The organism is Psychrobacillus sp. FSL K6-1464 (assembly GCF_038003145.1).
GTDB classification, from domain to species: domain Bacteria; phylum Bacillota; class Bacilli; order Bacillales_A; family Planococcaceae; genus Psychrobacillus; species Psychrobacillus psychrotolerans.
In genome coordinates, this window is record NZ_JBBOOP010000001.1 from 2357220 (window position 1) to 2383128 (window position 25909).

Consider the following 25909-nt stretch of genomic DNA (forward strand, 5'->3'; position numbering starts at 1 on the left):
AAAAGCAAAAGTTCTCAAAAATTTCACATCATCAAGTTACGTATTTATGACATATCCATTGTACTCTCATCATTTTGGAGCGTCAAGGTATCTTTCCGTATTTTAAAATGGATTCCTTTACCTTTTTCGGATAATAAATTGTTAAATTAATCACAATCTAATCAAGTCCCCATTTGTAATTTTTTTATGATAAAATAAATAGGCAATATTGATTTTTGGAAAGAAGGGTTGCTACTTGAATGAAAAGGAACATTCACATGTAACTTCCTTTGGATATGAGTTACTAAGAGACCATGTGCTTACTTCTATTCTCGGAAAACATGAAAAAGATATATTATATTGGGCAGGGAAAGATTTAGCCCGCAAATTTCCCCTATATTCATTGGACGAAGCTATCACTTTTTTCAACGAAGCTGGCTGGGGCACTTTACATTTAGAAAAAACTACAAAAGACTCCGCTTTCTATACGCTAAGTACATATAATCTACCTCAGAGTGGTCAAAGTAGAAGTCATCGATTAGAAGCAGGCTTTTTAGCTGAACAACAACAAAAGATTACTGGTTTTTTAACCGAATGTTATGACGAAGAAGTAAAAAAGAATGGCCTTGTCTCTTTGCAAATAAAATGGGATTCTAAAACAAAAGGGTAACGGGATAGTCGCATACGACTTTTCCTGTTACCCCTCTTTAATAGTGAAACTATTGTGAAAACCTTTTTAACAGATTCAAATAGTTAATAGAAAATGAATTTTAACATAAAAATATTATACGGATTGATGAGTTAGTGCAAGTTCAAATTCATCATGTAAGGCATTTGCTGCTTCGATCATATTTTGTTGGGGTACAACGACTGACACTTTTATCTCTGAAGTACTTACCATTTTCACAGGAATATTTTCTTTTCTTAATCGATCAAACATTTGAGCTGCTACCCCGGGATTCGATACCATTCCCGAACCGACAATAGAAACCTTTGAAAGACCAACTTCAAAATCTGCGAAAGTAAAGCCTAGTGCTTGTTTGTGTGTCTCTAAAACTGTTATCGCTTCAGACAAGGATTCCTTTTTAATAGAAAAGGATACTGCAGGTTTCACTCCTTCTACGATTGACTGTACAATAATATCTACGTTTATATGATTTGCTGCTAAAGTCGTAAAAATAGAAGCGAGGGAACCATTAAAAGGTACTTCATATTCTATAGTCAATCGGACGATATCTGATTCAAATGCCACTCCACGAACCACTAAATTATTTTCCACATCTACTTCCTCCTTCAAAATCGTTCCTTCTCCATCTTTAAAGCTCGGGCGCACTCTTAATGGAACCTTATAATTTTTAGCAAATTCAACTGCACGTGGATGTAATACTCCCGCACCTAAATTAGCGAGTTCTAACATTTCGTCATATTCAAGCTGTTCCAGTTTACGCGCACTTTCAATATAGCGAGGATCAGACGTGTAAATACCGTCTACATCTGTATAAATATCGCAAATTTCCGCTTCAATAGAAGCAGCAATAGCTACAGCAGTTGTATCAGATCCTCCTCTGCCAAGTGTAGTAATCTCTCCTGCTTCAGATATTCCTTGAAAACCAGCTACAATAACTACTTTATTTGCTGCAAGTAATCCATCAATTTTTGAAGGATCCATTCTCATTACTTTTGCATTTCTATGTACACTATCTGTTATCAGACCTGCCTGGGCACCTGTGAGAGAAATGGCTTCTATACCAATTGCGTTTAACTTGAGAGAAAGTAATGCCATTGTAACTTGCTCCCCAGAAGATAAGAGCATGTCCATTTCACGTTTGGACGGCGAATCTGCTAATTCGAAAGCCAATTTTGATAATTCATCTGTCGCTTTACCCATTGCGGATACAACAACCACAATATCATGACCATTTTCTTTTTCACCTTTTACCCGATTAGCAACATTTGTAATCTTTTCAGTTGATTCAACCGAAGTACCGCCAAATTTCATTACAATTTTAGTCATGATCATCCGCTCCCTTATTAACTGAAAGGATTAAAAAATGCTTTTCACATATTGTGAAAAGCATTGTCTCATACACGGTCCAAAAAATCTGTCCATGTGAGATAGCCCTCCAGAATATCAAATTCTGACAATCCTACATCTATTAAATGCAGAACCAACAACAGAATAGGAAAAGCTATTCTATGTTTCGGCGAAAAACCCTTTCTTCAGCTATTCTAGGAACTTTTCTTCCTCCTGCTGAGTACTGATGTCTAATCGCACCTCTATCTTCACCTATAATAGTGAATATTAAATTGTTACAACCATAACATATGATTATTCAGAAGACAATACATTTTTCTGATAATGGTCAATTACTAAATCTGCTTGCTTACTCGGTAATCCTGCAGCCATTAATTCTTCTTTGCTAGCAGCTTGTATTTTCTTTAAAGAACCAAATTGTTTTAGTAATAATTTTTTCCTTTGAGGACCGATCCCTTCGATACCATCTAGCGAAGATGCAATTGTGTGCTTTCCACGCTGTTGTCTATGGAATGTTATAGCAAAACGATGGACTTCATCCTGAATTCGTTGAAGTAAATAAAAACCTTCGCTCGTCCGCTTCATCGGAATTATCTCCAAAGGGTCACCATAAATAAGTTGAGAAGTCTGATGCTTGCCGTCCTTTGCAAGTCCTGCAATCGGTATATCAAGTCCTAATTCATCCTCAATAATTTCACGCGCTGCCTCAATTTGCCCTTTTCCGCCATCAATGATTACTAAATCGGGTAGTGGTAAATTCTCTTTCAAGACTCTTGTATATCTTCGCCGAACAACTTCACGCATAGCACCATAATCATCATGTTTGGCAGCCGTTTTTGTCTTGTATTTACGATAATCTTTTTTGCTTGATCTTCCATCAATAAATACAACCATTGCAGATACAGCATCTGTACCATGAATATGCGAGTTATCGAAAGCTTCTATTCGCATTGGAGGTGCAATCCCCATGGAATCACCAAGCTGTTCAACCGCCCCAACAGTTCGCTCTTCTTGTCTTTCGATTAAATGAAATTTCTCCGTAAGAGCTATTTTTGCATTTTTTTCTGCTAACTCGACTAGATTTTTCTTTGTGCCTCGTTGTGGAACGAAAACTTTCATTTCTAGAAGATTTGAAGCTAAGTCAAGATCCGTAGTTAATGGAACATAAATTTCTTTTGGTTTAATATGCTCTGGCTTCGCATAGAACTGACCTAAAAATGTGATGAATTCCTCTTCTGGATCCCGGAAGATCGGAAACAATGACACATCTCTTTCGATAAGCTTTCCTTGTCGGATAAAAAATACTTGAACACACATCCAACCTTTATCAACATGGAAACCAAATATGTCTCTGCTCGTGAAATCATTCATCGTCATTTTTTGTTTTTCCATCACTTGTTCGATATGTGAAATCTGATCACGATACTCTTTTGCTCGTTCGAATTCAAGAGTCTCAGCAGCTGAATTCATCTTTTGAACCAATTCTTTTTTCACTTGCGTATGCCCACCATTTAAAAAGCTGGCTATTTCTTGAATAATTGTCTCATAAGTATTCTCTTCTACTTTTTTCACACAGGGGGCTAAACATTGTCCCATATGGTAGTATAGACAAACTCTATTCGGCATTTTTTGACATTTTCGAAGTGGATATAGACGATCTAGAAGTTTTTTTGTTTCATGTGCCGCATGAGAGTTGGGATATGGACCAAAGTATTTACCCTTATCTTTTTTCACCTGTCTTGTAATAATCAGACGAGGATCTTTTTCAGCAGTAATTTTAATGTATGGATACGTTTTATCATCTTTTAACATAATATTGTATTTTGGATCATGCTTTTTAATAAGGTGGAGCTCCAGTATTAAAGCTTCCAACTCAGATGATGTGACGATATATTCGAAGTCAACAATTTCTTGCACTAATCGGAGTGTTTTACCATCGTGTGCTCCTTTAAAATATGAGCGTACACGATTTTTTAATATTTTAGCTTTGCCGACGTATATAATAGTTCCTTGTCGGTCTTTCATCAAGTAACATCCTGGTTCATCCGGTAGGATGGAACATTTTTGTTCGATCAAATTATTCATATTATCACCTGTTTAAAAAAACCGGGTACTATGTAGCACCCGGTTTTAGATTATGCGTTTTTTTCTACAAGTTGTACTAATGCTTCTTTTGGTTGGAAACCTACTGCTTTATCAACAGGTTTTCCATCTTTAAATAATACTAATGTTGGAATTGACATAATACCGAATTGACTAGCAGTAGCTTGGTTTTCATCCACATCTACTTTTACGATTTTAACTTTATCGCTCATTTCAGCATCCATTTCTTCTAGTACAGGAGCAATCATTTTACAAGGTCCGCACCATGTTGCCCAAAAATCTACTAATACTAAACCTTCTTCTATATCTGTGTTAAATGTTTGATCTGTTCCATGAACAATTGCCATATTAAAATTCCTCCTTTATCTACTATGTAATGATTATAACAGACAGAAATACCAACATCTACATATTAGCTTGAAAGTAAATCTTAGCATACCATAAACATTCAAAGCATTGGAACAAAATTGAAACGACTATAGCTCCAGCGAATTGTGGAAGAGTTTTTATACAAGAGAAAATAAAATAAATATATAAACAATTTATAAAAAATTTCAACTTTGATCAATTACATGAACAAGCACAATATTTTAATCATTCTTACACAAAAAGGCTGCCCAAAAGTTTTTCTTTTGGACAGCCTCATCTATTATTATGCGTTTACTTTAAGTTTTTTGAACTCTTCAGTAAGCATTGGAATAACTTCGAATAAATCTCCTACGATCCCGTAGTCTGCAACTTTGAAAATGTTTGCTTCTGGATCTTTGTTGATCGCTACAATAATTTTCGAGTTAGACATACCAGCTAAATGCTGTATCGCTCCAGAAATACCTGCTGCAATATAAAGGTCCGGAGTAACTACTTTTCCAGTTTGACCGATTTGTAATGAATAATCACAATAATCCGCGTCACAAGCTCCACGAGAAGCTCCAACTGCTCCACCTAATACATCTGCAAGCTCTTTTAAAGGTGCAAAACCTTCTTCACTCTTTACACCACGACCACCAGCAATAACAACTTTTGCCTCAGATAAATCTACACCTTCAGTAGATTTACGAACTACTTCTTTAATAATCGTACGTAGGTTTGTAATGTCTACAGACATAGATGAAACGTCCGCTGACTTACTGTCATCTTTTGCAAGTGGAGCAATATTGTTAGGACGGATAGTGATAAATTCAATACCATCCTTCACTTTAACTTTTTCAAAGGCTTTACCAGAATAGATCGGGCGGATATATACAGCAGCATCGCCTTCACCCTCGATAGAAGTTACATCTGATACCAAACCAATTTGAAGCTTGCTTGCAATTTTAGGAGATAAATCTTTCCCAAGTGCTGTATGACCAAAAACAATTGCTTCTGGATTTTCTTGCTCAATCACCGCTAACAATGCTTGACCATAGCCATCTGAAGTATATTGTTTTAAATGTGGATGCTCCACAGTAATTACACGATCAGCGCCATATTTACCAAGCTCAGTAGCTAGTTCTCCCACTGAATCTCCTAATAGAACACTAACAACTTCTCCGCCGCTTGAAATTTGTTTAGCAGCAGCGATTGCTTCATATGATACATTACGAAGAGCACCTTCACGTGCTTCTCCTAATACTAATACTTTTTTAGACATGCTATTTTCCTCCTAATATTAAAATTAATTCGATTCAAATATGCCTTGGCATATCTTTTGTGTACAAAATAATCTCTTCTGAATAAGTTAAACGACTTTCGCTTCCGAGTGTAGTAAATGAACTAACTCTTTTACTTGATCAGCTAGCTCGCCTTCTAATACTTTTCCAGCTTCCTTTTTAGGAGGTAGGTAAATCTCAATTGTTTCTGTTTTTGCTTCTACATCATCTTCATCTATATCTAAGTCATCTAATTCCACTTCTTCTAAAGGCTTTTTCTTTGCCTTCATAATTCCTGGAAGAGATGGGTAACGAGGTTCATTTAGACCTTGTTGCGCAGTAACTAATAATGGTAAAGAAGTTTCTAATACTTCTGTATCTCCTTCAACATCACGTTTAATCGTAACAGTAGTACCATTAATCTCTAAGTTTGTGATAGTAGTTACATAGTTAATACCTAAACTTTCAGCAACACGTGGTCCTACTTGTCCAGACCCTCCATCAATCGCTACATTACCTGCTAATATTAAATCTGCATTTTTATCTTTTAAGTATTCCGAGATAATATGTGCAGCTGTAAATTGATCTAACTCTTCTACATCATCTTCAATATTTATAAGAACCGCTTTATCTGCGCCCATTGCTAATGCTGTACGAAGTTGCTTCTCAGCATCCTCTCCACCCATCGTAAGAACTGTTACTTCTCCACCTTGAGCGTCACGAACTTGAATTGCTTCTTCAATTGCATACTCATCGTATGGATTAATGATGAACTCGGCACCATCTTCTTGAATTTTCCCCCCGCTAACAACGATTTTCTCCTCAGTATCAAACGTACGCTTTACTAATACATAAATGTTCATTTAGATATCCTCCCAATGTAAAATATTATTTACCTTTAAATACAGGTTCTCTTTTTTCAATAAATGCAGAAATACCTTCTTTCGCATCTTCTGAAACAAATACAGTTCCAAAAGCATTTGCTTCTGCTTTCACACCTTCATAATAAGATGCTGGTTTAGCAAACTGAAGCATTTCTAATGCGTTTTTGACAGCAATAGGGCTCTTCTTCGCAATTTTCACTGCAAGCTTGCTTGCCTGCTCGAATAATTCTTCTTCTGGGTAAGCATGATTAGCAAGTCCTAACTGAGCTGCCTCTTTACCACTAATCGGATCACTTGTTAGCAACATTTCTGCTGCTTTCGCAAACCCAACATAGCGAGGTAGTCGTTGCGTTCCTGCAAAGCCTGGTATTAAGCCTAACTGTAACTCAGGTAATCCGAGCTTCGCATTATCAGCTACAAGTCGAATATGACAACTCATCGCAAGCTCCAGTCCTCCACCAAGTGCAGCACCATGAATTGCTGCGATTACAGGTTTCGAGAAAGTTTCCACTCTTTCGAAAATTGTTTGCCCACTTGCAGCAAGCTCAGAGAATGCAGCTCCTGATGTAATAGAAGTGAATTCTTTAATATCAGCACCTGCAGAGAAAAATCTGCCTTCCCCTTTGAGCAAGATTGCTCGAACGGCATCATCATTTTCTACTGCATCTAGCAGCTCATTTACTTCTAAAATAACCCCTCTTGCTAAAGCGTTTGCTGGCGGACGATTCAGAATGACGGTAGCTACGCCGTCTTCTATAGTCCATGATAGAAATTCCATCTTCCCACTCCCCTTCGTTAACCTTTCACACCATTTAACAATAGACGATGTACTTTACCGGTCAGATCAACTAAGTTGTATTTATGCTCGTTCATGACCCAAGTAGTAGTCGTCTCATCAATTGTACCAAAAACCATTTGTCTTGCTAAGCGAATATCAATCGTACGATCAAATTCGCCTTGCTCTATTCCTTCTTTTAAAATGGTATCTAACAATACTAAGTAATTTCTTAAAACTGCATTTATTCGTAATCTCAACGCTAAATTGGCTTGTCTCAATTCCAACTGGGTGACCGTCGCTAAATGATGATCACTTGATAACACTACGAAATGATTTTCAATCATTTTATATAGCTTTTCGGAGGAACTAATTTCCTGTTGAATAATTTCTTTTAAATTGTGTGCAAATATCTCCATTTTTTCTTCAAAAACCGAGACTAAAATTTCTTCTTTGTTTTTAAAATACAAGTAAATTGTCCCATCAGCTACTCCAGCTTGTTTAGCTATTTTAGAAACCTGTGACTGGTGATATCCATTTTCAGCGATAACAATAATTGCCGCGTCAATAATTTGCTTATACTTTGGTTTGTCCTTCTTCATTATGAATTCACCACCAATTGTTCAATTACCTCAAAGAATTATTCGTCTAGATTTTGAAATGTATAAGGTCTGCATATACAGTTAAATAGCTGTTGTCGTATGAATACGGTTCTCGCCCTTTTCCAATGACTCCAAAATCTCTGACATTCTTCAGAGGCTTTTACTTTATTTAGATAGTTTAATACCTTATTTAAATAAAATAAAAATATGAATGATGATTCATTCATATTTTTATATTATATTCAATTTTGTCGATTGTCAATAATCAATTAACTTTGTACCGTTACTTTTTGTTTCGCTTTCTCTTCTTCTATTAAAGTTCTTCTCAAAATCTTACCTACTGCAGTTTTCGGAAGTTCCGCTCTGAACTCGTAAATTCTTGGTACTTTAAACGCTGCCAAGTTTTCACGACAAAAAGTATTTAACTCTTCTTCTGTCACAGAAGCTCCCTCTTTAAGTACGATAAATGCTTTTACCGTTTCCCCTCTATATGGATCTGGCACTCCAGCAACAACACATTCTTGAATTGCAGAATGTTCATATAGAACTTCTTCAACATCCCTCGGATAGATATTATAACCACCCGCAATGATTAAATCTTTTTTGCGATCAACTACATAAAAGTAACCGCTTTCATCCATATACCCCAAATCACCAGTTAAGAACCAACCATCACGCAGAGTCATTGCAGTATCCTCTGGACGATTCCAGTATCCCTTCATCACTTGAGGCCCTTTAACTGCTATTTCTCCAATTTCCCCAAATGGTAATGGTGTTGTTGAATCGACTGCGAAAATCGCTGCTTCTGTATCTGGCCAAGGAATTCCTACTGAGCCTTTAATACGATCTTCTGCATAAATTAGGTTCGCATGTGTCACTGGAGAGGTTTCTGTTAAGCCATATCCCTCTACCAATCTACCACCAGTAACTTTTTCAAACTTTTCTTGTACCTCTAATGGTAAAGGAGCAGAGCCACTTAAACAAGCTACAATTGAAGATAAATCATATTTTTGTATATCTGGATGATTCAATAATCCAATATAAATCGTTGGAGCTCCTGGGAATATCGTTGGTTTTTGCTTATCAATTGTTTTTAGTGCAGTTTCTACATCAAATTTAGGTAACAATACCATTCTATTACCTAGCATAACAGAAAAGATTAATACAGTAGTCATTCCATATACATGGAAGAATGGAAGAACTCCTAATATACTTTCTTCGCCTTCTATTGCCTTGTAATTCCACGCCGTACACATAGTAGTATTTGTTACTAAGTTTTTATGCGTAAGCATAACTCCTTTTGGAAATCCTGTTGTACCACCAGTATATTGTAAAAGTGCTATATCCTCGTCAAAATCAAAAGACATACTGATCGGTTCAGCTTTTCCAACTTTCATAATTTCAGTGAATAGATGATTGATGCCTCGATGCTCTACCTTTACACTAAACCCATATTGTTTCTTCTGGATAAAGGGATAAACAAGATTTTTAGGAAATGGTAGGTAATCTTTAATACCAGTAACAATAATATTCTCTAGGCTCGTATCTTTTAAAACTTTTGTAACCCGTGGATATAATATATCCATAGCTAAAATAACTTTTGCACCAGAGTCCTTCATTTGATAAGCTATTTCTCTTTCCGTATAAAGAGGATTTGTTTGAACAACTATTGCCCCCGCATATAGTGCTCCGTAATATCCGATTACCCCTTGTGGACAGTTCGGTAGCATAATTGCTACTCTATCTCCTTTTTGAATACCAATGGATTGTAAATAGTTAGCAAATTTTAAAGAAGACTCATATAGCTCTTTGTACGATAAATCTCTCCCCATGAAATGTATCGCAATTTTTGTCGGAAATTTCTTATACGCTCTCGTCAGATATTCTTGAACAGGAATGTGTTCATAGTCAAGCGTATGTGGAATTTCTGGTGGATATTGTGCTAACCACGGCTTTTCAGTCATATTAATGCCCCCTTTGTTTTTAATAGCGTGAATATTCCTATTTTTAATTATAGAGAAAAATGAATGACAATTCAATTCTTTATTGAAAAGAGTTTTCAAAGTTTTCTAGTCTAATAGTTTTATCTGCTTTTTAAAAAACTAATCCTTCCTTACTACAATATAAATACCTTACCTAAACGCACTTTTGACCGTCTTTTTCTCGTTTAAAACAGATATTTCTTTCTCACGCTTAACATAAAATATAAAAAGACTGCAAAGTTCACTTCTTTATCATTAAGATGAAAAGTGTTACATCACAGTCTTTAAATACGTTATTAAGTTATTATATTAATTTGTTACGACATATATTATACCTACTAAGACAAAAAGTAAGCCAACAGCCAATAAAATTTTCGACAATTTTTCCATTTCAACCGCTCCTAAGAAATACTTGCACCAATAACAAATGATAGCCCAACAGAAATAACAAGTGAAATAAATCCAATTGAACGATTATCGTTTTCGATTTCCTTATCAACATTAAAGGTTGGCGTTAAAAATTCAAACAATAAGTAAGCAATTATTAATAGTGTAAAACCAAATAAACCCCAACCAACCATTTCGAATAATGAGTTATGTTGTTCAATGGAATACCTAAATATATTACATACACCAAAAATTTTCCCACCAGTAGCAAGTGCAACTGCTACATTACCTTTTCTTATTTCTTCCCAATTTTTATACTTCGTGACTATTTCAAAAATAACCATCGAAACGAGTAAGCATAAAATTACCACACTAAAATAACCTGCAGACTCTACGAGTGGGTTTGACCAAAAACTGGATAGAAGCATGTTTAAAACCCCTTTTACACTTTTCCTTCTATACGGAGAGCCCGCAAAAAAGTTTCATTTTTTCTACTTTATTTTAGTTCAACAACCGTTACACCATGCCCACCTTCACCAGCTTCGCCGAAACGATAACTTTTCACGCGAGAATGGTTTTTCAAAAACTGTTGTATTGCTTGTCTTAACACACCTGTGCCTTTTCCATGAATAATAGAGATTCTTGGGTAGTTTGAAAGAAGTGCATCGTCTAAATATTTTTCTGTACGCATGATGGCATCCTCATAGCGTTCTCCTCGAAGATCTAACTCTAATTTTACATTAGTGTCTCTTCCACGGATTGAATTCACTGAGACAGTTTGCTTTTGTTTTTCAGGTTTTACAAACTCAAGGTCAGATTCGTCTAATTTCATTTTTAGCATACCAATCTGAACAGACCACTCTGTCTTAGACAATTTCTCAAGTAGAGTCCCTTTTTGTCCGAAGCTCAATACTTTCACTTCATCTCCAGATTTCAATTCTTTTGCCATTTCGTTTAATTTCTTTTGCTTCTTCAATACTGGATTATCTGGTAAAGCAGCATCTAAACGCTTTTTAGCATCGATTAGTTCATGCTCTTTAACGAAGTTATGTGTATTAGACTGCATTTTCCGCAGTTCACTTATGATATCTTCTGCTTCTCGTCTAGCTTCATCTACAATTTTCTTCGCTTTATCTTTTGCTTTTTGTTCTAGTTTTTCTTTGCTCTGTTCTAGTTCTGCTAATCTCAGTTCAACATCCGCTTTAACTTTACGTGCTTCTACTAAGTGGGCTTCCGTTTCTTCTGCATCTTTTTCTGCTTGTCGACGACTGTTCTCCAGAGATGCAATCATAGAGTTCACTTCACCACGATCTGTCCCTGTAAAAGTTTGTGCTTGGTTAATAATATACGCTGGTAACCCAAGTCGCTCGGAAATTTCAAAAGCATTACTTCTACCAGGCACTCCTATTAACAGTTTATAAGTTGGACTTAACGTTTCAATATCGAACTCAACACTTGCATTGGCAACGCCAGGTCTATTGTATCCATAAGCCTTTAGTTCAGGATAATGTGTTGTAGCCATTACTCGTGCTCCGGTCCCATGTACTGCATCCAATATAGAAATAGCAAGCGCAGCACCTTCTTGAGGATCGGTTCCTGCTCCAAGTTCATCAAATATGATTAATGATTTATCGTCATACTTTTTTAAAATATCCACAATATTAACCATATGAGAAGAAAAAGTACTTAAACTTTGTTCAATAGATTGCTCATCTCCGATATCTGCAAATACCGATTCAAATAATGCCACTTCTGAGCCATCCAATGCAGGAATAGGGAGTCCACTTTGCGCCATTAATGTACAAAGTCCAACTGTTTTCAGTGTAACTGTTTTACCCCCAGTATTCGGCCCAGTGATGACTATAGTGGTAATGTCTTTGCCGAATTCAATCGTATTTGGCACAGCTGTTTCCAGTGGAATAAGTGGGTGTCTAGCCTTTACTAAACGAATATATCCCTCATTATTAATGATTGGCATCGTACATTTTTGGGCTTGACCATATTTTGCTTTAGCTAAAATAACATCAATTTCACCTAGTACACTTACTAAAACAAAAATATCATGACCAACTATTTCTACTTCAGCTGTCAATTTGATAAGGATACGATTAATCTCTTCCTGTTCTTTCACTCTTAAACTTCTGATATCATTATTTATTTGCACTACTGCTGAAGGTTCCACAAACAATGTTTGTCCAGAAGAGGATTGGTCATGGATAATTCCACCGTAATGACTACGATACTCGGATTTTACAGGAATCACATATCGATCATTTCGGATAGTAATAATCGAATCTGATAACATTTTCGCAGCATTTGCCCCTCTAGTATAACTTTCTAGCTTTTCACGCACACGACTTACTTGAATGCGTAATTGTTGGCGAATAGAACGCAAAGTACTACTTGCGCTATCTAACACTGCGCCGTTTTCATCAATACAATCATTAATCTCATGTTCAAGGGCAGTTAAAATCGGAATAGCCTCTTTTTTCTCTATAAAGTGGGGGATCTTCACATCTTCGGATTCCGCTACATTTTCTAAAAATTGACGTAAGATTTTACTAGCTCTAATAGTACTTGCGATCTCCATTAGTTCTGTTGGACTAAGCATACCCCCAATTTGGGCACGTTTAGCATGAGGTCGAATATCTGTCATCCCACCCATTGGAACATTGCCTCGTAACCGAAGTATTGTCATTCCTTCATCCATTTCCTCTAACAACTTTTTCACTACTGTAAACTCAACGGAAGGAATTAGATTATCTATATGGCTTCTCCCAATAGATGAAGTACAATAATTGGAAACTTCATCTCTAATTTTAAAATACTCTAATGTCCTTAATGCTCTTTCAGCTATCAACTGAGTCACCTCCTAATTATTTCTGTATATATTCTTTAAACTTCTCCAACGACCAAGTGTTCACTATATTTTCTTTGTGTAACCAGGCTTTTTGTGCATAACGTACACCAATATCCATATATTTTAGCTGATCGATATGATGTGCATCTGTGTTTATCGCTATTGGTACGCCTTTTTCTTGGGCTAACTTTAAGTATTCCGTATTCAAATCGAGACGATAAGGACTAGCATTTAACTCTAAAATCTTACCGTTTTCCTTAGCCCATTTTATCAGAGTAGGAACATCGGGATTATAACCATCTCTTTGTTCGATTATTCTTCCCGTTGGATGAGCAATCATGTGTACATATGGGTTTTTCAACGCATTTAAGAGTCTTTCCATAATCTTTTCTTGCGGCTGGCTAAAACTTGAATGGATAGAAGCTATAACAAAATCTAGTTGTGAAAGCACATCATCTTCAAAATCGAGTGAACCATCTGGTAGTATGTCCATTTCGGTCCCCGTAAATATTTCAATATCAGTGTACTTTTCGTTTAGAGAGTGAATAATATCTATTTGGTTTAATAATCTTTCCTTCGAAAGTCCGTTAGCAACTTTGAGATAATTAGAGTGATCAGTAATCACCATATGTGAGTAGCCTTTTACTCGGCAAGCTTCCACCATTTCTTCTATAGAATGAGCCCCGTCCGACCAAGTGCTATGCATATGAAAATCGCCTTTTATATCATTTAACTTCACTAATGAAGGCAGCTGATCTAATTTGGAAAATTCCGATCCATCTTCTCGAACTGTTGGAGGTATGAAAGGCAAATCAAAGTAAGCATAAAAGTCTTCTTCCGATTCAAAATGCTCAACACTTCCATCCGCTAATTCCACACCGTATTCACTAATTTTCTTTCCTTGGTCTTTGGCAATTTGACGCATTTTTATATTATGGTCCTTTGAGCCAGTGAAATGATTTAATGCAGATGCAAATTGTTTTAGTTCCACTAGTCGGAAATCGACATCTATTTCGACTTCTACATCTAGCGTGACAGAAACTTTCGTATCTCCAGCTGCAATTATTTTCTGTACAGGAAGTATTTTTAACAATTCTTCTCTAACTTCTTGAGGAGAACTTGTAGCGATGATAAAGTCAATGTCCTTACTCGCTTCTTTAACTCTTCTATAAGACCCGGCAACAGAAAACTTATCAATTAAAGCTATAGAAGCCAATTTGTGTTCGATAAGATCTACGATAGGTTCAATTTGCCATACAGCAGTTCTTTCTGGTTTAGACTGAAGGTTCACTATTTCTAGTAATATTTTTTCTTCTGTCTTCTTAGCAAATCCAGGAAGACTTTGGACTTTACCTTCTTCACATGCAAGCTTTAACGCATCAATGGAATCGATATGTAATTCCTTGTATAGCTTGGCAATTTTTTTACCACCAAGTCCAGGTATTTTAAGCATCGGAAGTAATCCACTAGGAACTGTTTGTTGTAATTCTACAAGCAAAGAAGATTCCCCTTTAGTGATTAAATCCTCTATTACAGCTCCTGTTGCTGCTCCAATCCCTTTTAAGGAGGAGATATTATCCATTTCAGAAAGGCTTCGGTCATCTAATTCCAACACCTGTGCAGCCTTTCGAAAGGCAGATACTTTAAAAGGATTTTCACCTTGCAATTCCATATATAAAGCTATTCTTTCTAATGTTTTAATAATCGTCTTCTTATCCAACGAAAACACCTCTTTCTTCTCAATTAACCAATATAGCTAACTTCAAAAAAACTTCCCTCTATTGAGAGAAGTTACTTTTCAATATAAATATACCACCAATTTTTAACCATCTCCGATAGGATAGGCGTGTGTTCTAACATCCATCCAGTTAAAACTGAACCTGATATTAAATTTTGAATCATATCGATTGGTAAAAGAGCAAGTACATACAATAAGACAAACATAATAAAATAAAATTCAATAAGTCCTAAAACTGCACCCACCATATTGCTTATAAACCCTAAAATCGGTAAATACTTCAAAAAATCAAACATAGATGCAATCATTTGCAAGGCGAACTTCACCACTATAAAAATGAGTGCAAAAGCAATAATCCGATAAAAAGTTTGTGCTAAATCTAAACTCTCCACGGCGATTGTCAATTTAGCACCAGCCGTTACAGCAGGAAACGGAATCCATAAAACAAATTTATCTGCAAGTGGTTTATAATAAGAATAAGCCACTACTAATGCAATGATAAAGCCAGTCATGTGGATTAGTTGAACGATTAACCCTCGTTTTGCGCCAGTGATTAAACCACCGACAAGTAATATTAATATAATTATATCTAACATGTTTTCAGTCCTTTAATCTTTTCAATTCTTCTTCTAAGAGTTCTAATTGTTCTTTTACTTTTATGTAATCATTTACAGCATTCACAGCTGTGAGTACAGCAAGTTTTGCAATATCTAGTTGACTGTTATGTGAATTTATTTCTCTCATTTTATCATCAACCATTGATGCTACTAGTCTCATATGGCCCGACGATTCAGAACCTACCATTTTATAATTCTGTCCATATATATCAACCGAAATTCGTGTTTTTTCTTGTTCTGACAAAGCCATAACCCTCCTCAGAAAATCCTAATACTAATAATAACACGAAATAGATTGCTATGTGAAGAAAGGAACGAACGAATGTCAAATACAGTCTTATTATTGAAACCAAACGAAATCGAAAAAGTTAAATCGCATTATATGAAATTTAAGGTAGAGAGGTCTGCTCCTGGTGTTATTTTTGCAGCAAAGCTTGCAGATACAGCCATTACTATTTATAAATCTGGCAAGGTGATGTTTCAAGGAAACGGTTCTACGCGCGAAGCTTCCCTTTGGGGTACAAGTTCGACTAAAACTACAACAACTGGTGCGAAGGGGGATCTTTTACCTCCTAACTTTGCAACCTTATCGGTTCTAGGTTCAGATGAAACTGGTACTGGAGATTATTTTGGTCCCATTACAGTTGCAGCATGTTTTGTCAGTTCAGAACAAGTCGAGCTAGTTAAAGCTTTAGGAGTGAAGGATTCCAAAATGCTTACAGATGACATAATGCGTAAAATGGCACCTGACTTAATGGCGACTTTAACACATAGTGTCCTCGTATTGAAAAACGAAAAATACAATGACATACAGTCTCGTGGGTCGTCTCAAGGTAAGATAAAAGCACTTATGCATAACCAAGCATTAAAGCATGTACTGAAAAAAATGGACTCAGAAAAACCGGCATATATATTAATCGATCAGTTTGCGGAGCGCGGTATTTACTATAATCATATTAAAACGGAGAAAGAAATCGTCCGAGAAAATGTTTTGTTTTCTACAAAAGCAGAGCAACTTCACGTATCTGTTGCAGCAGCATCAATCATAGCGAGATATGCTTTCTTGAAGGAAATGGATCGTCTGACCGAAATAGCGGGTACGACGATACCTAAAGGAGCAAGTGCTAAGGTTGATGAAATAGCAGCGAAAATTTATTTGAAGCATGGAGAAGAGTTTCTCATGTCTATTACAAAGTGGCATTTTGCCAATACTGGGAAAGCGATTAATATTGTGAACAAGAAACGATTTTAGCTTGGGAGTTGTACAACATGAAAGTTATTGGTGAAACAGAGCGATTATATTTATGTGTATTTGAACAATCACATGTGGAAGCCGCTCAACAATTTTGGGGGGACGAAGAAGTCATGTCATTATGTGATGGGCCTTCTGCACATGAATTACTTCCCAAAGTTATAGAGGGATATCGTAAATTACATGAAGATAGAGGTTTATCCGTTTATGCAGTAATAGAAAAAGAATCGGATCTAGTAATAGGAGCAGCTGGTTTTAATCCAACTGATTCGACGAGAGTAATAGAGTTAATTTATCATTTTAGTAAGAAATCTTGGGGAAAAGGTTTTGCATCTGAAGCAGCTGCAGCTTGCCTTAAGCTAGCTAAAAACAAAGGAAATATTAGAATAATCACTGCATCAGCAGATCCACAAAACATAGGTTCATTAAAGATTTTAGAAAAAATCGGGTTCACCTATGTGAGTATGAAGTGGTTTGAGGATACAAAACAAGAAGAGCCTTATTATGAATATTTAATGTAATCTACAATTTATACAAAGTAAATTTGGGTAATTCTAAATAATAAATTTAGATAACACAAAACCATTCAAATGCATAACATGTATAAGTGCGTGTTTAAATAGCGATGGAGGTTTGAGTATGGTAAATTTTCAAGCTTTTCAGGGTACCGTTACCAGGATTAGTGATTTTATGATAGGGGCTAATGGTGAAGGCGAAGGTTGTTATACATTAATGTCGGTTGATAATGGCAACGGAAATTCAGTAAATTTCGTGGTGTCCCCCACTACTTATTTTGTAGACCATGCAGTGGTAGCAGTGGGCGATAGGGTAACTGGATACTATGATGGAGATGCCCCTGTTCCTCTGATTTTCCCACCACAGTACCGGGCACTTATTATAGTAGAAGAAAATACAAATCGAAATGTTAAAGTGGACTTCTTTAATAGCCAATTGGAAAGCAGTGATGGGCAGTTAAGACTAAATGTAACACCATATACTCCAATATTATTGACTAATGGTCAGCCTTTTACGAAAAGTCCTGCGAATCGAAATTTAATTGTTATTTATGGTCCAACTACAAGAAGTATACCTGCCCAGACCACACCATATGAAATTATCGTTTGGTGTTAAACTTTCTGGGGAAAATCTGGATCCAAATTTCTTTGCACGAAATGTCAATTACATTTCGTGCTTTTCCTTTTCACAAAGAAACTAACGAGTTTATACGACTTTCATAAAAAAACCTATCTCACTTTAGGAATACTTTTATACCAGTGGAGTGCTTGTTTTTCAATCTCTTTGGCTAATTTATCTTTCCCATTAATATAAGCGTCAATGTCATATGGAAATTGCTCTGCTAGTGCTTCTTTTAAATCTCCGTACTGCCTTGCATCAATAGAATGTACTCTTAAAAAGTCCCGAAACGCAAGATGTCTTTCAATTTCAGGATTACCCAATTCATACATATGGACATGATGCGATCGATTATCTCCACCTTTTTGGAAGTATCTACGACCAGGAAGTCCATTTTCACCTTTAGGTTCATAACCAATCGCAATCATTGCGCTGTTATAAGCGTCAATTTTTCTTATATCTCGGACTATAGGCATCATATCGATAATTGGTTTTGAACTCAATCTTTCTACAGACGTGCTTCCAATATGATGGATAATTTGAATCTCCAAGCCGAAAATATGTTGAAGAAGAATTGCTTCCTCATCAAACTTTTTCTTCCAACCCTCTGAATATGCCACTACCTCCACTTTACGCATTTAAATCTCTCCCTTTTAAAGAAGTCTCGTTAATAGTTCTTTATGAACTGTGGAATAATTAAGTAACCCAAAATTATTTCCCACAATACTAGTAGTAATTTCTTTTGCTTGATGCCATGCCAAGTTATACATGCTTTGATCAACCCAACCGTTTATTAATGCCTCTTCCAGTTCATCTGCATCCTGTTGAATAATCTCTCCCGTAGGAAATACGATAATATCTAAAAACAAGTCATCCCACCATGGAATATTATGCTCTATTCCTATTTCGTTGCAAATATCGATATACCACTGTATCACTTTCCCATTAGCATCAAACATAGTAGTTACAGAATAATGTTTTCCTTTAGGAAAGTGTTGTAACCACATAAATCCATCATCTACAATGCACACACTTTTTTCATCATACTTCACCCATAAGGGCTCCGACACCTGAACCATGTTAAGAAGTGTTATATATCCAGTGAATTCCTCTTTCTCAACATAAGATTGTGCATACTCTCTCTTCTTAATCCGTTGCCAATCTGAACGATCTCCATATCTTCTTTTTAACATGCCTACCCCCTATTGAATTCAGACAATTAAGTACTTAACTTCTCTTTTAATAGAAATTATAGCCGATTTAGTATTCTAACTTATTGGTTAATTTAAATTCCATAGTTTATTCTATTAAAAACGGCTATTTACCATTTAAATCAGTTACAATAATTAAGTTAATAATTGAAATCATATTTTATTTGTTTTTAGAAAAGGAGAATTCTTCTTGAAGGTACATGTTTTATTAAAGGGATATAATTTTTTGTTTTTTGGTTTGCTTGCAGTTTTTATACCGTTCTTGCCTGTGTATTTAGGGGAACAAGGATTATCTACAAGTGAAATAGGGATTATCGTAGGTACTGGGGGTTTTGTAACTTTAATAGCCCAACCGTTGTGGGGGTTCATCAGCGATAAAACAAAAACAATTCGCAAGGTGATGTTGCTACTTGTTGGATTGACTGCTATTTCGGGTTATTTTTTATTTAACTTCGATAACTTTGTGTTACTAATTATTTTCGCGTTGTTAGTTTATTTTTTCCTTATGCCACTCGATCCATTAACGGAGAGTTTAAATTTTACTGTTTCAGAGATGGCCCGTATTAGCTATGGATCTATCCGTACATATGGTGCACTTGGCTATGCCATTTTATCTTTAATTGCTGGGTTTACAATGGATTATTTTGGAGTGAGTAGTCTATCTATTTTATTTGTTCTTTTGGGGCTTCTCTCATTTGGAATTGTTTGGTTTATGCCGGATGTGCAAGCTTCCCCAAAACCTGTGACGATAAAAGGACTGAAACAAGTATTACGTAACAAAGAGATGCTTCTATTCTTAGCATTAGTATTCATAAGCTCTGTCCCTGCACGTATGAACGATACATTTCTAGGAATACATATCAAAGCACTGGGAGGAGACACATCCTTAGTAGGGATTGCTTTTTTCTTAGCAGGTGGTAGTGAAATCATTATTTTTGCACTCAGCTTTTGGTGGCTTCGAAAAGGTAAAGAGTTGGAGATTATTACGATTGCTACCTTCTTTTACTTCTTACGTTTTTTTATATCAGGCTATGTCACAAACCCTGTTACTCTAACTGTCTTACAAGTATTACAAATGTTAACATTCCCTATTTTCTACACCGCCGCTATTCAATATTTATATAATATTATGCCTAAGGAATGGCGAGCTACTGGACAAACTGTTTTAGCATTATTATTCTTTGGCTTATCTAGTATAATTGCGTCATATGCAGGTGGTTTCCTCTATAAAGAATTTGGTGGGCAGACTTTTTACTTTATCATTTCAGCAATGTCCTTCATCGGAGTCTTATTTGGAATACTACTGACTATACGGAAACATAAAATAAACGGATGATTATTTTATGTGAAAATGGGTATTAAACATATATAGAGTTGAAATTAGTACCTTTTACTAAACTTTCTTTATGGAAAGAGATTTTGGTGGGAGGTGATTAATTGAGAAGAGCCTATGGAGTTAAAAAGCTATCTTTATATTTAGATACCGTAGGATATCCACTTACTGAAGAGGAAATCGACATACTAATTATAAAAAGAGAGATTCCTCATTTAAAACCAATGGCAAATATGATCGTTTTCAATTTAGATCATGTGGATTGGTGGATTAGTCATAATCTACCTCCATCCAAATGATAAGCCCTGCGAAAGCAGGGTTTTTCATTTGGATGGAGGTTTTTTCCACCTAACTAATCATTGTTTCTTTCGAAGGTAAAAATTTCGAGAAAACTATTGTCATAATAACTGATGCAAGGACACCCCATAATATTCCTATTGTTAAAGAAACAACTGCTCCAGCCAAAATACCAGTACGTGCTCCCCAAACAGAAACACGACTATTTCTTGTTCCCATTTCAAAGGCGGAGGTTTTCTTATTCTTCCATATTAACCCTACTATTAATACCGGAACAACTCCACCACCGGCCATCGAATATGCAAGAGAAAATAAGTCAATAATAGAATCTGCCCAAATAGCAGTAACTATCGTGAACATACCAAACACAACCACACTAACTCTTGTTAACTTAAGATAAAATGCATCTTCCTTTTCTTTCATATTTGGGATAACCAAATCATTGATGATTACAACAGCAGCAGAATGCAGAAGAGATGAAGCGCTAGAAATGGCAGCCATGAAAATCATGATAAAGAAAGCCAACGCTGCAAATTGCGTCATTTCTTCTAATATCAACCACGATATAGCATTTTTTGCATCGAGCGTGGGATTTTGAATCTTAACTATCAACCCACTAATAGTTGCTAGAATCGTAAAGATAATTGCAACAACCCCACTGATAAGCATGGCACGACTTGCTGACTTAGAACTTTTTGAAGCAAAGCAGCGTTGCCAATACACTTGTGCAGCTAAGACACCCAACGTTCCTGTCACAAACAGCGTTAACACTTCCATTACAGATAAATTCATTTGAATTAGTTCACCCGATCCAACATCTGCTAAACCCGATTTAAGAGTTGAATAGCTAAAATCAATTCGATTAAATACTTGAAAGTAAAACCACACTGCTATTGCGATAAGAATTGCTCCTTGAATAAGGTCTGTCCATACCACTGAATACATACCACCTACAGCTGTGTAAATGATAAACACTGCCGAGAATACTAATATCATTAGAATAGGATCAGCCCCTGTAAAAGTCGAGAACAAGGCACCCATACCCATAGCCTGGCCACTGACCCAAGCAATCATAATAGATGAAGTCAAAATGGCAACTAGACTTCGAGTGATACGATCGCGTACGATTAAATCATTCATCATTTCTGCTAATGTTTTGTATGTAAATTTTGCAGCAAATCCCGCAAATACGAGAGCAAATATGATTTTGGCTCCTTGCTCACCAATAACAAAAGGTATATTAGCTATCCCAATCTCATATCCCTTAGATGAATGACCAACAAAATTTCCAACGCCCATAATAGTAGCAATATCAGTAAATAATAATAAGAAAAAAGGCAGTGTCCCTCCAGCTATCGCATAATGAGCAAAACTTGCGTCCGCCTTCTTTTTAAAGAAAAACGACATACCAATAAAGAACAAAGATAATATAATGGTTATCGTCCATGTCCAAAAACCTAATCCCATAAAACCCCTCCCCTTTTTTTCTATTCCCTATGCACCGCACAATTCAAACACTATTCTGAATTATTTTTAATTGATAAAAAAAGAGCAGCACCATTTGGCACTGCTCTAAATGTATTCATTATCCTCTTAACTCTGCTCCTGCTTTTTCAGCAAGTGCTTTTAATACTTTGTTATGAGCATTTACTACTTCTTCATCTGTAAGTGTACGCTCTGGATCGAAATATGTTAGGGAGAATGCAACCGACTTCTTGCCTGGTTCCATTTTTTCTCCTTCATATAAATCGAATAGATGTACATTTTTAAGTAATCTACCACCAGATAAATGGATAATTGCTTGCAGTTCTCCAGTAGCTTTTTCACTATCTACGACTAATGCAATATCACGTGAAATGGACGGGAATTTAGAAACTGGTGCATAATACAATGCTTCAACTTCTTTGTTTAGCACTTTGGCTAAGTTCAATTCCAATACATAGGTTTCTTTTAAATCACGAGTTTTTTGCTCTGATGGATGTAATTGAGCGATTAACCCAATTTCCTCTCCAGCTAATTTGATAGAAGCAGTACGTCCAGGATGTAACCCGTCTACTTCAGTACGTTCAAATACAACTTCTTTTGAAAGACCAAGAAGTTCCATTAATCCTTCTACAATTCCTTTTAACACAAAGAAATCAACTGCTTTTTTCTCACCCTGCCAGCTATGATCTAACCATTTACCAGAAATTACTGCTGCTAGATGCTCTTGCTCATGAGGTAAACCTGATTCTGTTTCGCCTAAGAAAACAGATCCTACTTCATAAAGCGCAACTGTATCTGCTTGGCGCGCTGTATTATATGTTACTGCCTCTAGTAAATGTGGTATCAAGCTTTGACGAAGGATACTACGATCTTCACTCATTGGCATTAATAACTCGGTTACAGGAGCAGTTTCTAAAGCAAGTTTTTGAGACATTTCTTTAGAAGTTAATGAATACGTAATCGCCTGGTAAAGACCTGCACCTTCTAGATATGCACGTACTTGACGACGTTTTGCTTGGTAAGATGATAATCCGCCTGGTTTAGATTCCTCAACTGGTAAAGTCATTGGGATTTCATCATAGCCATACATACGAGCAATTTCTTCTATTATATCTTCTTCAATTTTAATATCTTGACGACGAGTTGGCGCTTTAATGTACAAAAGACCATTCGCTGCTTGGTAGTCAAATTTCAATCTAGTTAAAATTGATGTCATATCCTCTAAGGATATTTTCATCCCTAAACGGTTATTGATGAAGTCCGGAGATACAACCACTTCAGCTGGAGTTTTGTCTAGCTCATCAACCATTACTGAACCAGCTAACACTTCTCCTCCTGCTAACTCTGCAAGAAGACTTGCTGCACGTTCTGCCGCAAGAATTACACGGTTAGGATCGACACCTTTTTCAAAACGCGCACTCGCATCACTGCGTAGGTTGTGATCTTTTGAAGTTTGACGAACTGATCCGCTAGCAAAGTATGCTGACTCGATAACTACCGTTGTCGTACCATTATGAACTTCCGAATTAGCCCCACCCATTACACCGGCAATGGCAATTGGCTCTTTACCGTTTGTAATAACTAAATGATTCGATTTTAATGTACGTTCTTGATCATCAAGGGTAACAATTTTTTCCCCTTCACTTGCAAGACGAACAACAATTTCTTTCGTTTCTAGACGATCATAGTCAAATGCATGTAGAGGCTGACCGTATTCCATCAATACATAGTTCGTAATATCTACTACATTATTATGTGGACGAACACCTGCAGCCATTAAACGATGTTGTAACCAAAGTGGTGATTCTTTCACTTGAATATTCTTCACAACTTTTGCAATATACATTGGATTTTCTTCCATTGCCTCTACTTTTAAGTTCAAATAATCAGAGGCTTTTTCATTGCTTTCCGAATAAGATGCTTCAGGATACTGCATATCCTCAGATAAAATTGCACCAACTTCATAAGCAACTCCGAGCATACTTAATGCGTCCGAACGGTTAGGCGTTAACCCAAGTTCTAAAACTACATCATCTAAGCCTAGTAATGGGAGTACACTTTCCCCTGGAACTGCTGTTTCCGGAAGAACATAAATTCCATCCGCATACGCTTTAGAAACAAGGCGTCCTTCAATCCCTAATTCTTGAAGCGAACAAATCATACCGTTTGATTCTTCTCCGCGAAGCTTGGCTTTTTTAATCTTCATGCCGCCTGGAAGTACTGCTCCTGGACGAGCAACGATTACTTTTTGTCCTGCTTCTACATTAGGTGCTCCACAGATAATTTGAGTAGTCTCTTCGCCAACATCTACCTGACAAATATTCAGCTTATCCGCTTCCGGATGTTTCACTTTTTCTTTTACATACCCAACGACAACATTTGTCATTCCATGAGAACGATCAATCACAGCATCCACTTCAATACCTGCACGTGTGATTTTCTCTCCTAAATCTTTTGGATCTAACCCTTGTGTATTTACATATTCTGATAACCATTTCGTCGAAACTAACATGTCAAATTCCTCCTTACACTTCTGTTCGGTGGAATTGCGATAAGAAACGCACATCATTCGTATAGAAATGACGAATATCTTCCACTCCATATTTCAACATTGCAATACGTTCTGGACCCATACCAAATGCAAATCCAGAAAGTTTTTTAGAATCATATCCAGCCATCTCTAAGACGTTTGGATGAACCATACCTGCACCTAAAATTTCAATCCACCCTGTTTTCTTACAAACGTTACAACCATCGCCGCCACATTTAAAACAGGAAATATCCATTTCAACCGAAGGCTCTGTGAATGGGAAAAAGCTTGGGCGCAGACGAATTTCACGATCGTCCCCGAACATTTTCTTCGCAAATATAGAAAGAGTACCTTTCAGGTCGCTCATTCGAATATTTTCACCGATTACAAGCCCTTCAATTTGTGTGAATTGATGTGAGTGCGTTGCATCATCATTATCACGACGATACACTTTACCAGGGCATATAATTTTGATCGGTTGCCCTTCTTTTGCTTCCATCGTTCTTGCTTGAACTGGAGAAGTATGTGTACGTAAAAGAATATCCTCTGAAATATAGAAAGAATCCTGCATATCACGAGCTGGATGACCTTTTGGTAAGTTCAACGCTTCGAAATTATAATAGTCTTTCTCTACTTCTGGACCTTCCGCAATTTCATACCCCATGCTGATAAATAAATCTTCAATCTCTTCTACTACACGAGTAAGTGGATGATGATTTCCAGTCTTAATAGGGCGACCTGGTAATGTTACATCAATAGATTCTTTTTCTAGCTGTTCATTAATAGCTTGTTCTTGAAGTAAAGTCATACGAGCTTCTAATACAGTAGTTACTTCTTCACGTACTACATTTACTAGTGCCCCCATTTTTGGACGCTCTTCTGCTGGAAGTTTACCCATTCCTTTTAGAAGGTCCGTAATCGGTCCTTTTTTCCCTAAGTAGGCAACACGCACGTCATTTAGTTCTTTGACGCTTGCTGAAGCTTCAATTTTTTGTAGTACTTCTTCTTTTAACTGTTGAAGTTGTGCTTCCATGTTAATGATCTCTCCTTAATCAAATTCGCCTTGTCTGATTGGAC

General features: G+C 36.4%; 24 protein-coding genes and 1 riboswitch. Of the genes, 6 read left to right on the top strand and 18 right to left on the bottom strand.

The window, feature by feature from the left end; genetic code table 11:
* Positions 1 to 235: 235 nt before the first annotated feature.
* Positions 236 to 649, top strand: coding sequence for a YslB family protein (locus MKX39_RS11930; RefSeq protein WP_093536956.1), 414 nt, complete (start codon positions 236 to 238; stop codon positions 647 to 649).
* Between the two features lie 114 nt (positions 650 to 763).
* Here the strand turns inward: MKX39_RS11930 and MKX39_RS11935 are convergent, their stop codons facing one another.
* The 13 genes from MKX39_RS11935 to zapA all read right to left on the bottom strand — a co-directional run bounded on the left by MKX39_RS11935 (position 764) and on the right by zapA (position 15834).
* Positions 764 to 1993 carry an aspartate kinase gene (locus tag MKX39_RS11935; protein ID WP_340769684.1) on the bottom strand — a complete coding sequence of 410 codons (1230 nt, stop codon included), beginning with the start codon at positions 1991 to 1993 and terminating at the stop codon, positions 764 to 766.
* A 94-nt stretch (positions 1994 to 2087) separates the two neighbouring features.
* Positions 2088 to 2267: riboswitch (Lysine riboswitch) on the bottom strand.
* 41 nt (positions 2268 to 2308) lie between these two features.
* Complete coding sequence (gene uvrC, locus MKX39_RS11940; protein ID WP_340769685.1) at positions 2309 to 4099, bottom strand: excinuclease ABC subunit UvrC; 1791 nt, start codon at positions 4097 to 4099, stop codon at positions 2309 to 2311.
* Between the two features lie 50 nt (positions 4100 to 4149).
* Positions 4150 to 4464 carry a thioredoxin gene (trxA, locus tag MKX39_RS11945; protein ID WP_093536953.1) on the bottom strand — a complete coding sequence of 105 codons (315 nt, stop codon included), beginning with the start codon at positions 4462 to 4464 and terminating at the stop codon, positions 4150 to 4152.
* 305 nt (positions 4465 to 4769) lie between these two features.
* Complete coding sequence (locus tag MKX39_RS11950; protein WP_093536952.1) at positions 4770 to 5747, bottom strand: electron transfer flavoprotein subunit alpha/FixB family protein; 978 nt, start codon at positions 5745 to 5747, stop codon at positions 4770 to 4772.
* Between the two features lie 87 nt (positions 5748 to 5834).
* On the bottom strand, positions 5835 to 6608 hold the full coding sequence (locus tag MKX39_RS11955; RefSeq protein WP_093536951.1) for an electron transfer flavoprotein subunit beta/FixA family protein: 774 nt from the start codon (positions 6606 to 6608) through the stop codon (positions 5835 to 5837).
* A gap of 25 nt (positions 6609 to 6633) precedes the next feature.
* Entirely contained in the window at positions 6634 to 7407 is a 774-nt protein-coding gene (locus MKX39_RS11960; RefSeq protein ID WP_093536950.1) for an enoyl-CoA hydratase, read from the bottom strand.
* Positions 7408 to 7424: 17 nt separating this feature from the next.
* Positions 7425 to 8006 (bottom strand): TetR/AcrR family transcriptional regulator, encoded by a 582-nt coding sequence (locus tag MKX39_RS11965; protein ID WP_093536949.1) that lies wholly within the window; start codon positions 8004 to 8006, stop codon positions 7425 to 7427.
* 269 nt (positions 8007 to 8275) lie between these two features.
* Positions 8276 to 9970: a long-chain-fatty-acid--CoA ligase gene (locus MKX39_RS11970; RefSeq protein ID WP_093536948.1), complete on the bottom strand. Its 1695-nt coding sequence runs from the start codon at positions 9968 to 9970 to the stop codon at positions 8276 to 8278.
* Between the two features lie 419 nt (positions 9971 to 10389).
* The gene (locus tag MKX39_RS11975; protein WP_340762876.1) at positions 10390 to 10803 is read right to left on the bottom strand and encodes a DUF350 domain-containing protein; all 414 of its coding nucleotides are present in this window, start codon (positions 10801 to 10803) and stop codon (positions 10390 to 10392) included.
* 68 nt (positions 10804 to 10871) lie between these two features.
* Positions 10872 to 13235, bottom strand: coding sequence for an endonuclease MutS2 (locus tag MKX39_RS11980; RefSeq protein WP_340769686.1), 2364 nt, complete (start codon positions 13233 to 13235; stop codon positions 10872 to 10874).
* A gap of 16 nt (positions 13236 to 13251) precedes the next feature.
* Complete coding sequence (gene polX, locus MKX39_RS11985; protein WP_093536945.1) at positions 13252 to 14955, bottom strand: DNA polymerase/3'-5' exonuclease PolX; 1704 nt, start codon at positions 14953 to 14955, stop codon at positions 13252 to 13254.
* Between the two features lie 71 nt (positions 14956 to 15026).
* A complete protein-coding gene (locus tag MKX39_RS11990) occupies positions 15027 to 15569 on the bottom strand; it encodes a CvpA family protein (protein WP_093536944.1) in 543 nt (180 codons plus the stop codon).
* A gap of 4 nt (positions 15570 to 15573) precedes the next feature.
* Positions 15574 to 15834, bottom strand: coding sequence for a cell division protein ZapA (gene zapA / locus MKX39_RS11995; RefSeq protein WP_093536943.1), 261 nt, complete (start codon positions 15832 to 15834; stop codon positions 15574 to 15576).
* Positions 15835 to 15912: 78 nt separating this feature from the next.
* Between zapA and rnhC the strand changes: the two genes are divergently transcribed.
* The 3 genes from rnhC (at position 15913) to MKX39_RS12010 (ending at position 17973) form a co-directional block, all read left to right on the top strand.
* Positions 15913 to 16842: a ribonuclease HIII gene (rnhC, locus tag MKX39_RS12000; RefSeq protein ID WP_340769687.1), complete on the top strand. Its 930-nt coding sequence runs from the start codon at positions 15913 to 15915 to the stop codon at positions 16840 to 16842.
* Between the two features lie 17 nt (positions 16843 to 16859).
* Positions 16860 to 17363: a GNAT family N-acetyltransferase gene (locus MKX39_RS12005; RefSeq protein ID WP_340769688.1), complete on the top strand. Its 504-nt coding sequence runs from the start codon at positions 16860 to 16862 to the stop codon at positions 17361 to 17363.
* Between the two features lie 118 nt (positions 17364 to 17481).
* The gene (locus MKX39_RS12010; RefSeq protein ID WP_340769689.1) at positions 17482 to 17973 is read left to right on the top strand and encodes a hypothetical protein; all 492 of its coding nucleotides are present in this window, start codon (positions 17482 to 17484) and stop codon (positions 17971 to 17973) included.
* Positions 17974 to 18086: 113 nt separating this feature from the next.
* Here the strand turns inward: MKX39_RS12010 and MKX39_RS12015 are convergent, their stop codons facing one another.
* Together MKX39_RS12015 and MKX39_RS12020 are read right to left on the bottom strand one after the other, a co-directional pair.
* Complete coding sequence (locus MKX39_RS12015) at positions 18087 to 18614, bottom strand: GrpB family protein (protein WP_340769690.1); 528 nt, start codon at positions 18612 to 18614, stop codon at positions 18087 to 18089.
* Positions 18615 to 18629: 15 nt separating this feature from the next.
* The gene (locus tag MKX39_RS12020) at positions 18630 to 19169 is read right to left on the bottom strand and encodes a DUF402 domain-containing protein (protein WP_340769691.1); all 540 of its coding nucleotides are present in this window, start codon (positions 19167 to 19169) and stop codon (positions 18630 to 18632) included.
* Between the two features lie 208 nt (positions 19170 to 19377).
* On the opposite strand from MKX39_RS12020, the gene MKX39_RS12025 reads away from it, so the two are divergent.
* Positions 19378 to 20523, top strand: coding sequence for an MFS transporter (locus tag MKX39_RS12025; protein WP_340762885.1), 1146 nt, complete (start codon positions 19378 to 19380; stop codon positions 20521 to 20523).
* A 101-nt stretch (positions 20524 to 20624) separates the two neighbouring features.
* Positions 20625 to 20819, top strand: a complete 195-nt coding sequence (locus MKX39_RS12030; RefSeq protein ID WP_093536936.1) for a hypothetical protein — start codon at positions 20625 to 20627, stop codon at positions 20817 to 20819.
* 49 nt (positions 20820 to 20868) lie between these two features.
* Here the strand turns inward: MKX39_RS12030 and MKX39_RS12035 are convergent, their stop codons facing one another.
* From MKX39_RS12035 to pheS, 3 genes are all read right to left on the bottom strand, one after another.
* Positions 20869 to 22284 (bottom strand): sodium:solute symporter family protein, encoded by a 1416-nt coding sequence (locus MKX39_RS12035; RefSeq protein ID WP_340762887.1) that lies wholly within the window; start codon positions 22282 to 22284, stop codon positions 20869 to 20871.
* A 118-nt stretch (positions 22285 to 22402) separates the two neighbouring features.
* Positions 22403 to 24814 carry a phenylalanine--tRNA ligase subunit beta gene (gene pheT, locus MKX39_RS12040; protein ID WP_340769692.1) on the bottom strand — a complete coding sequence of 804 codons (2412 nt, stop codon included), beginning with the start codon at positions 24812 to 24814 and terminating at the stop codon, positions 22403 to 22405.
* A 13-nt stretch (positions 24815 to 24827) separates the two neighbouring features.
* Positions 24828 to 25865, bottom strand: a complete 1038-nt coding sequence (gene pheS, locus MKX39_RS12045; protein ID WP_093536933.1) for a phenylalanine--tRNA ligase subunit alpha — start codon at positions 25863 to 25865, stop codon at positions 24828 to 24830.
* Positions 25866 to 25909 lie beyond the last annotated feature (44 nt).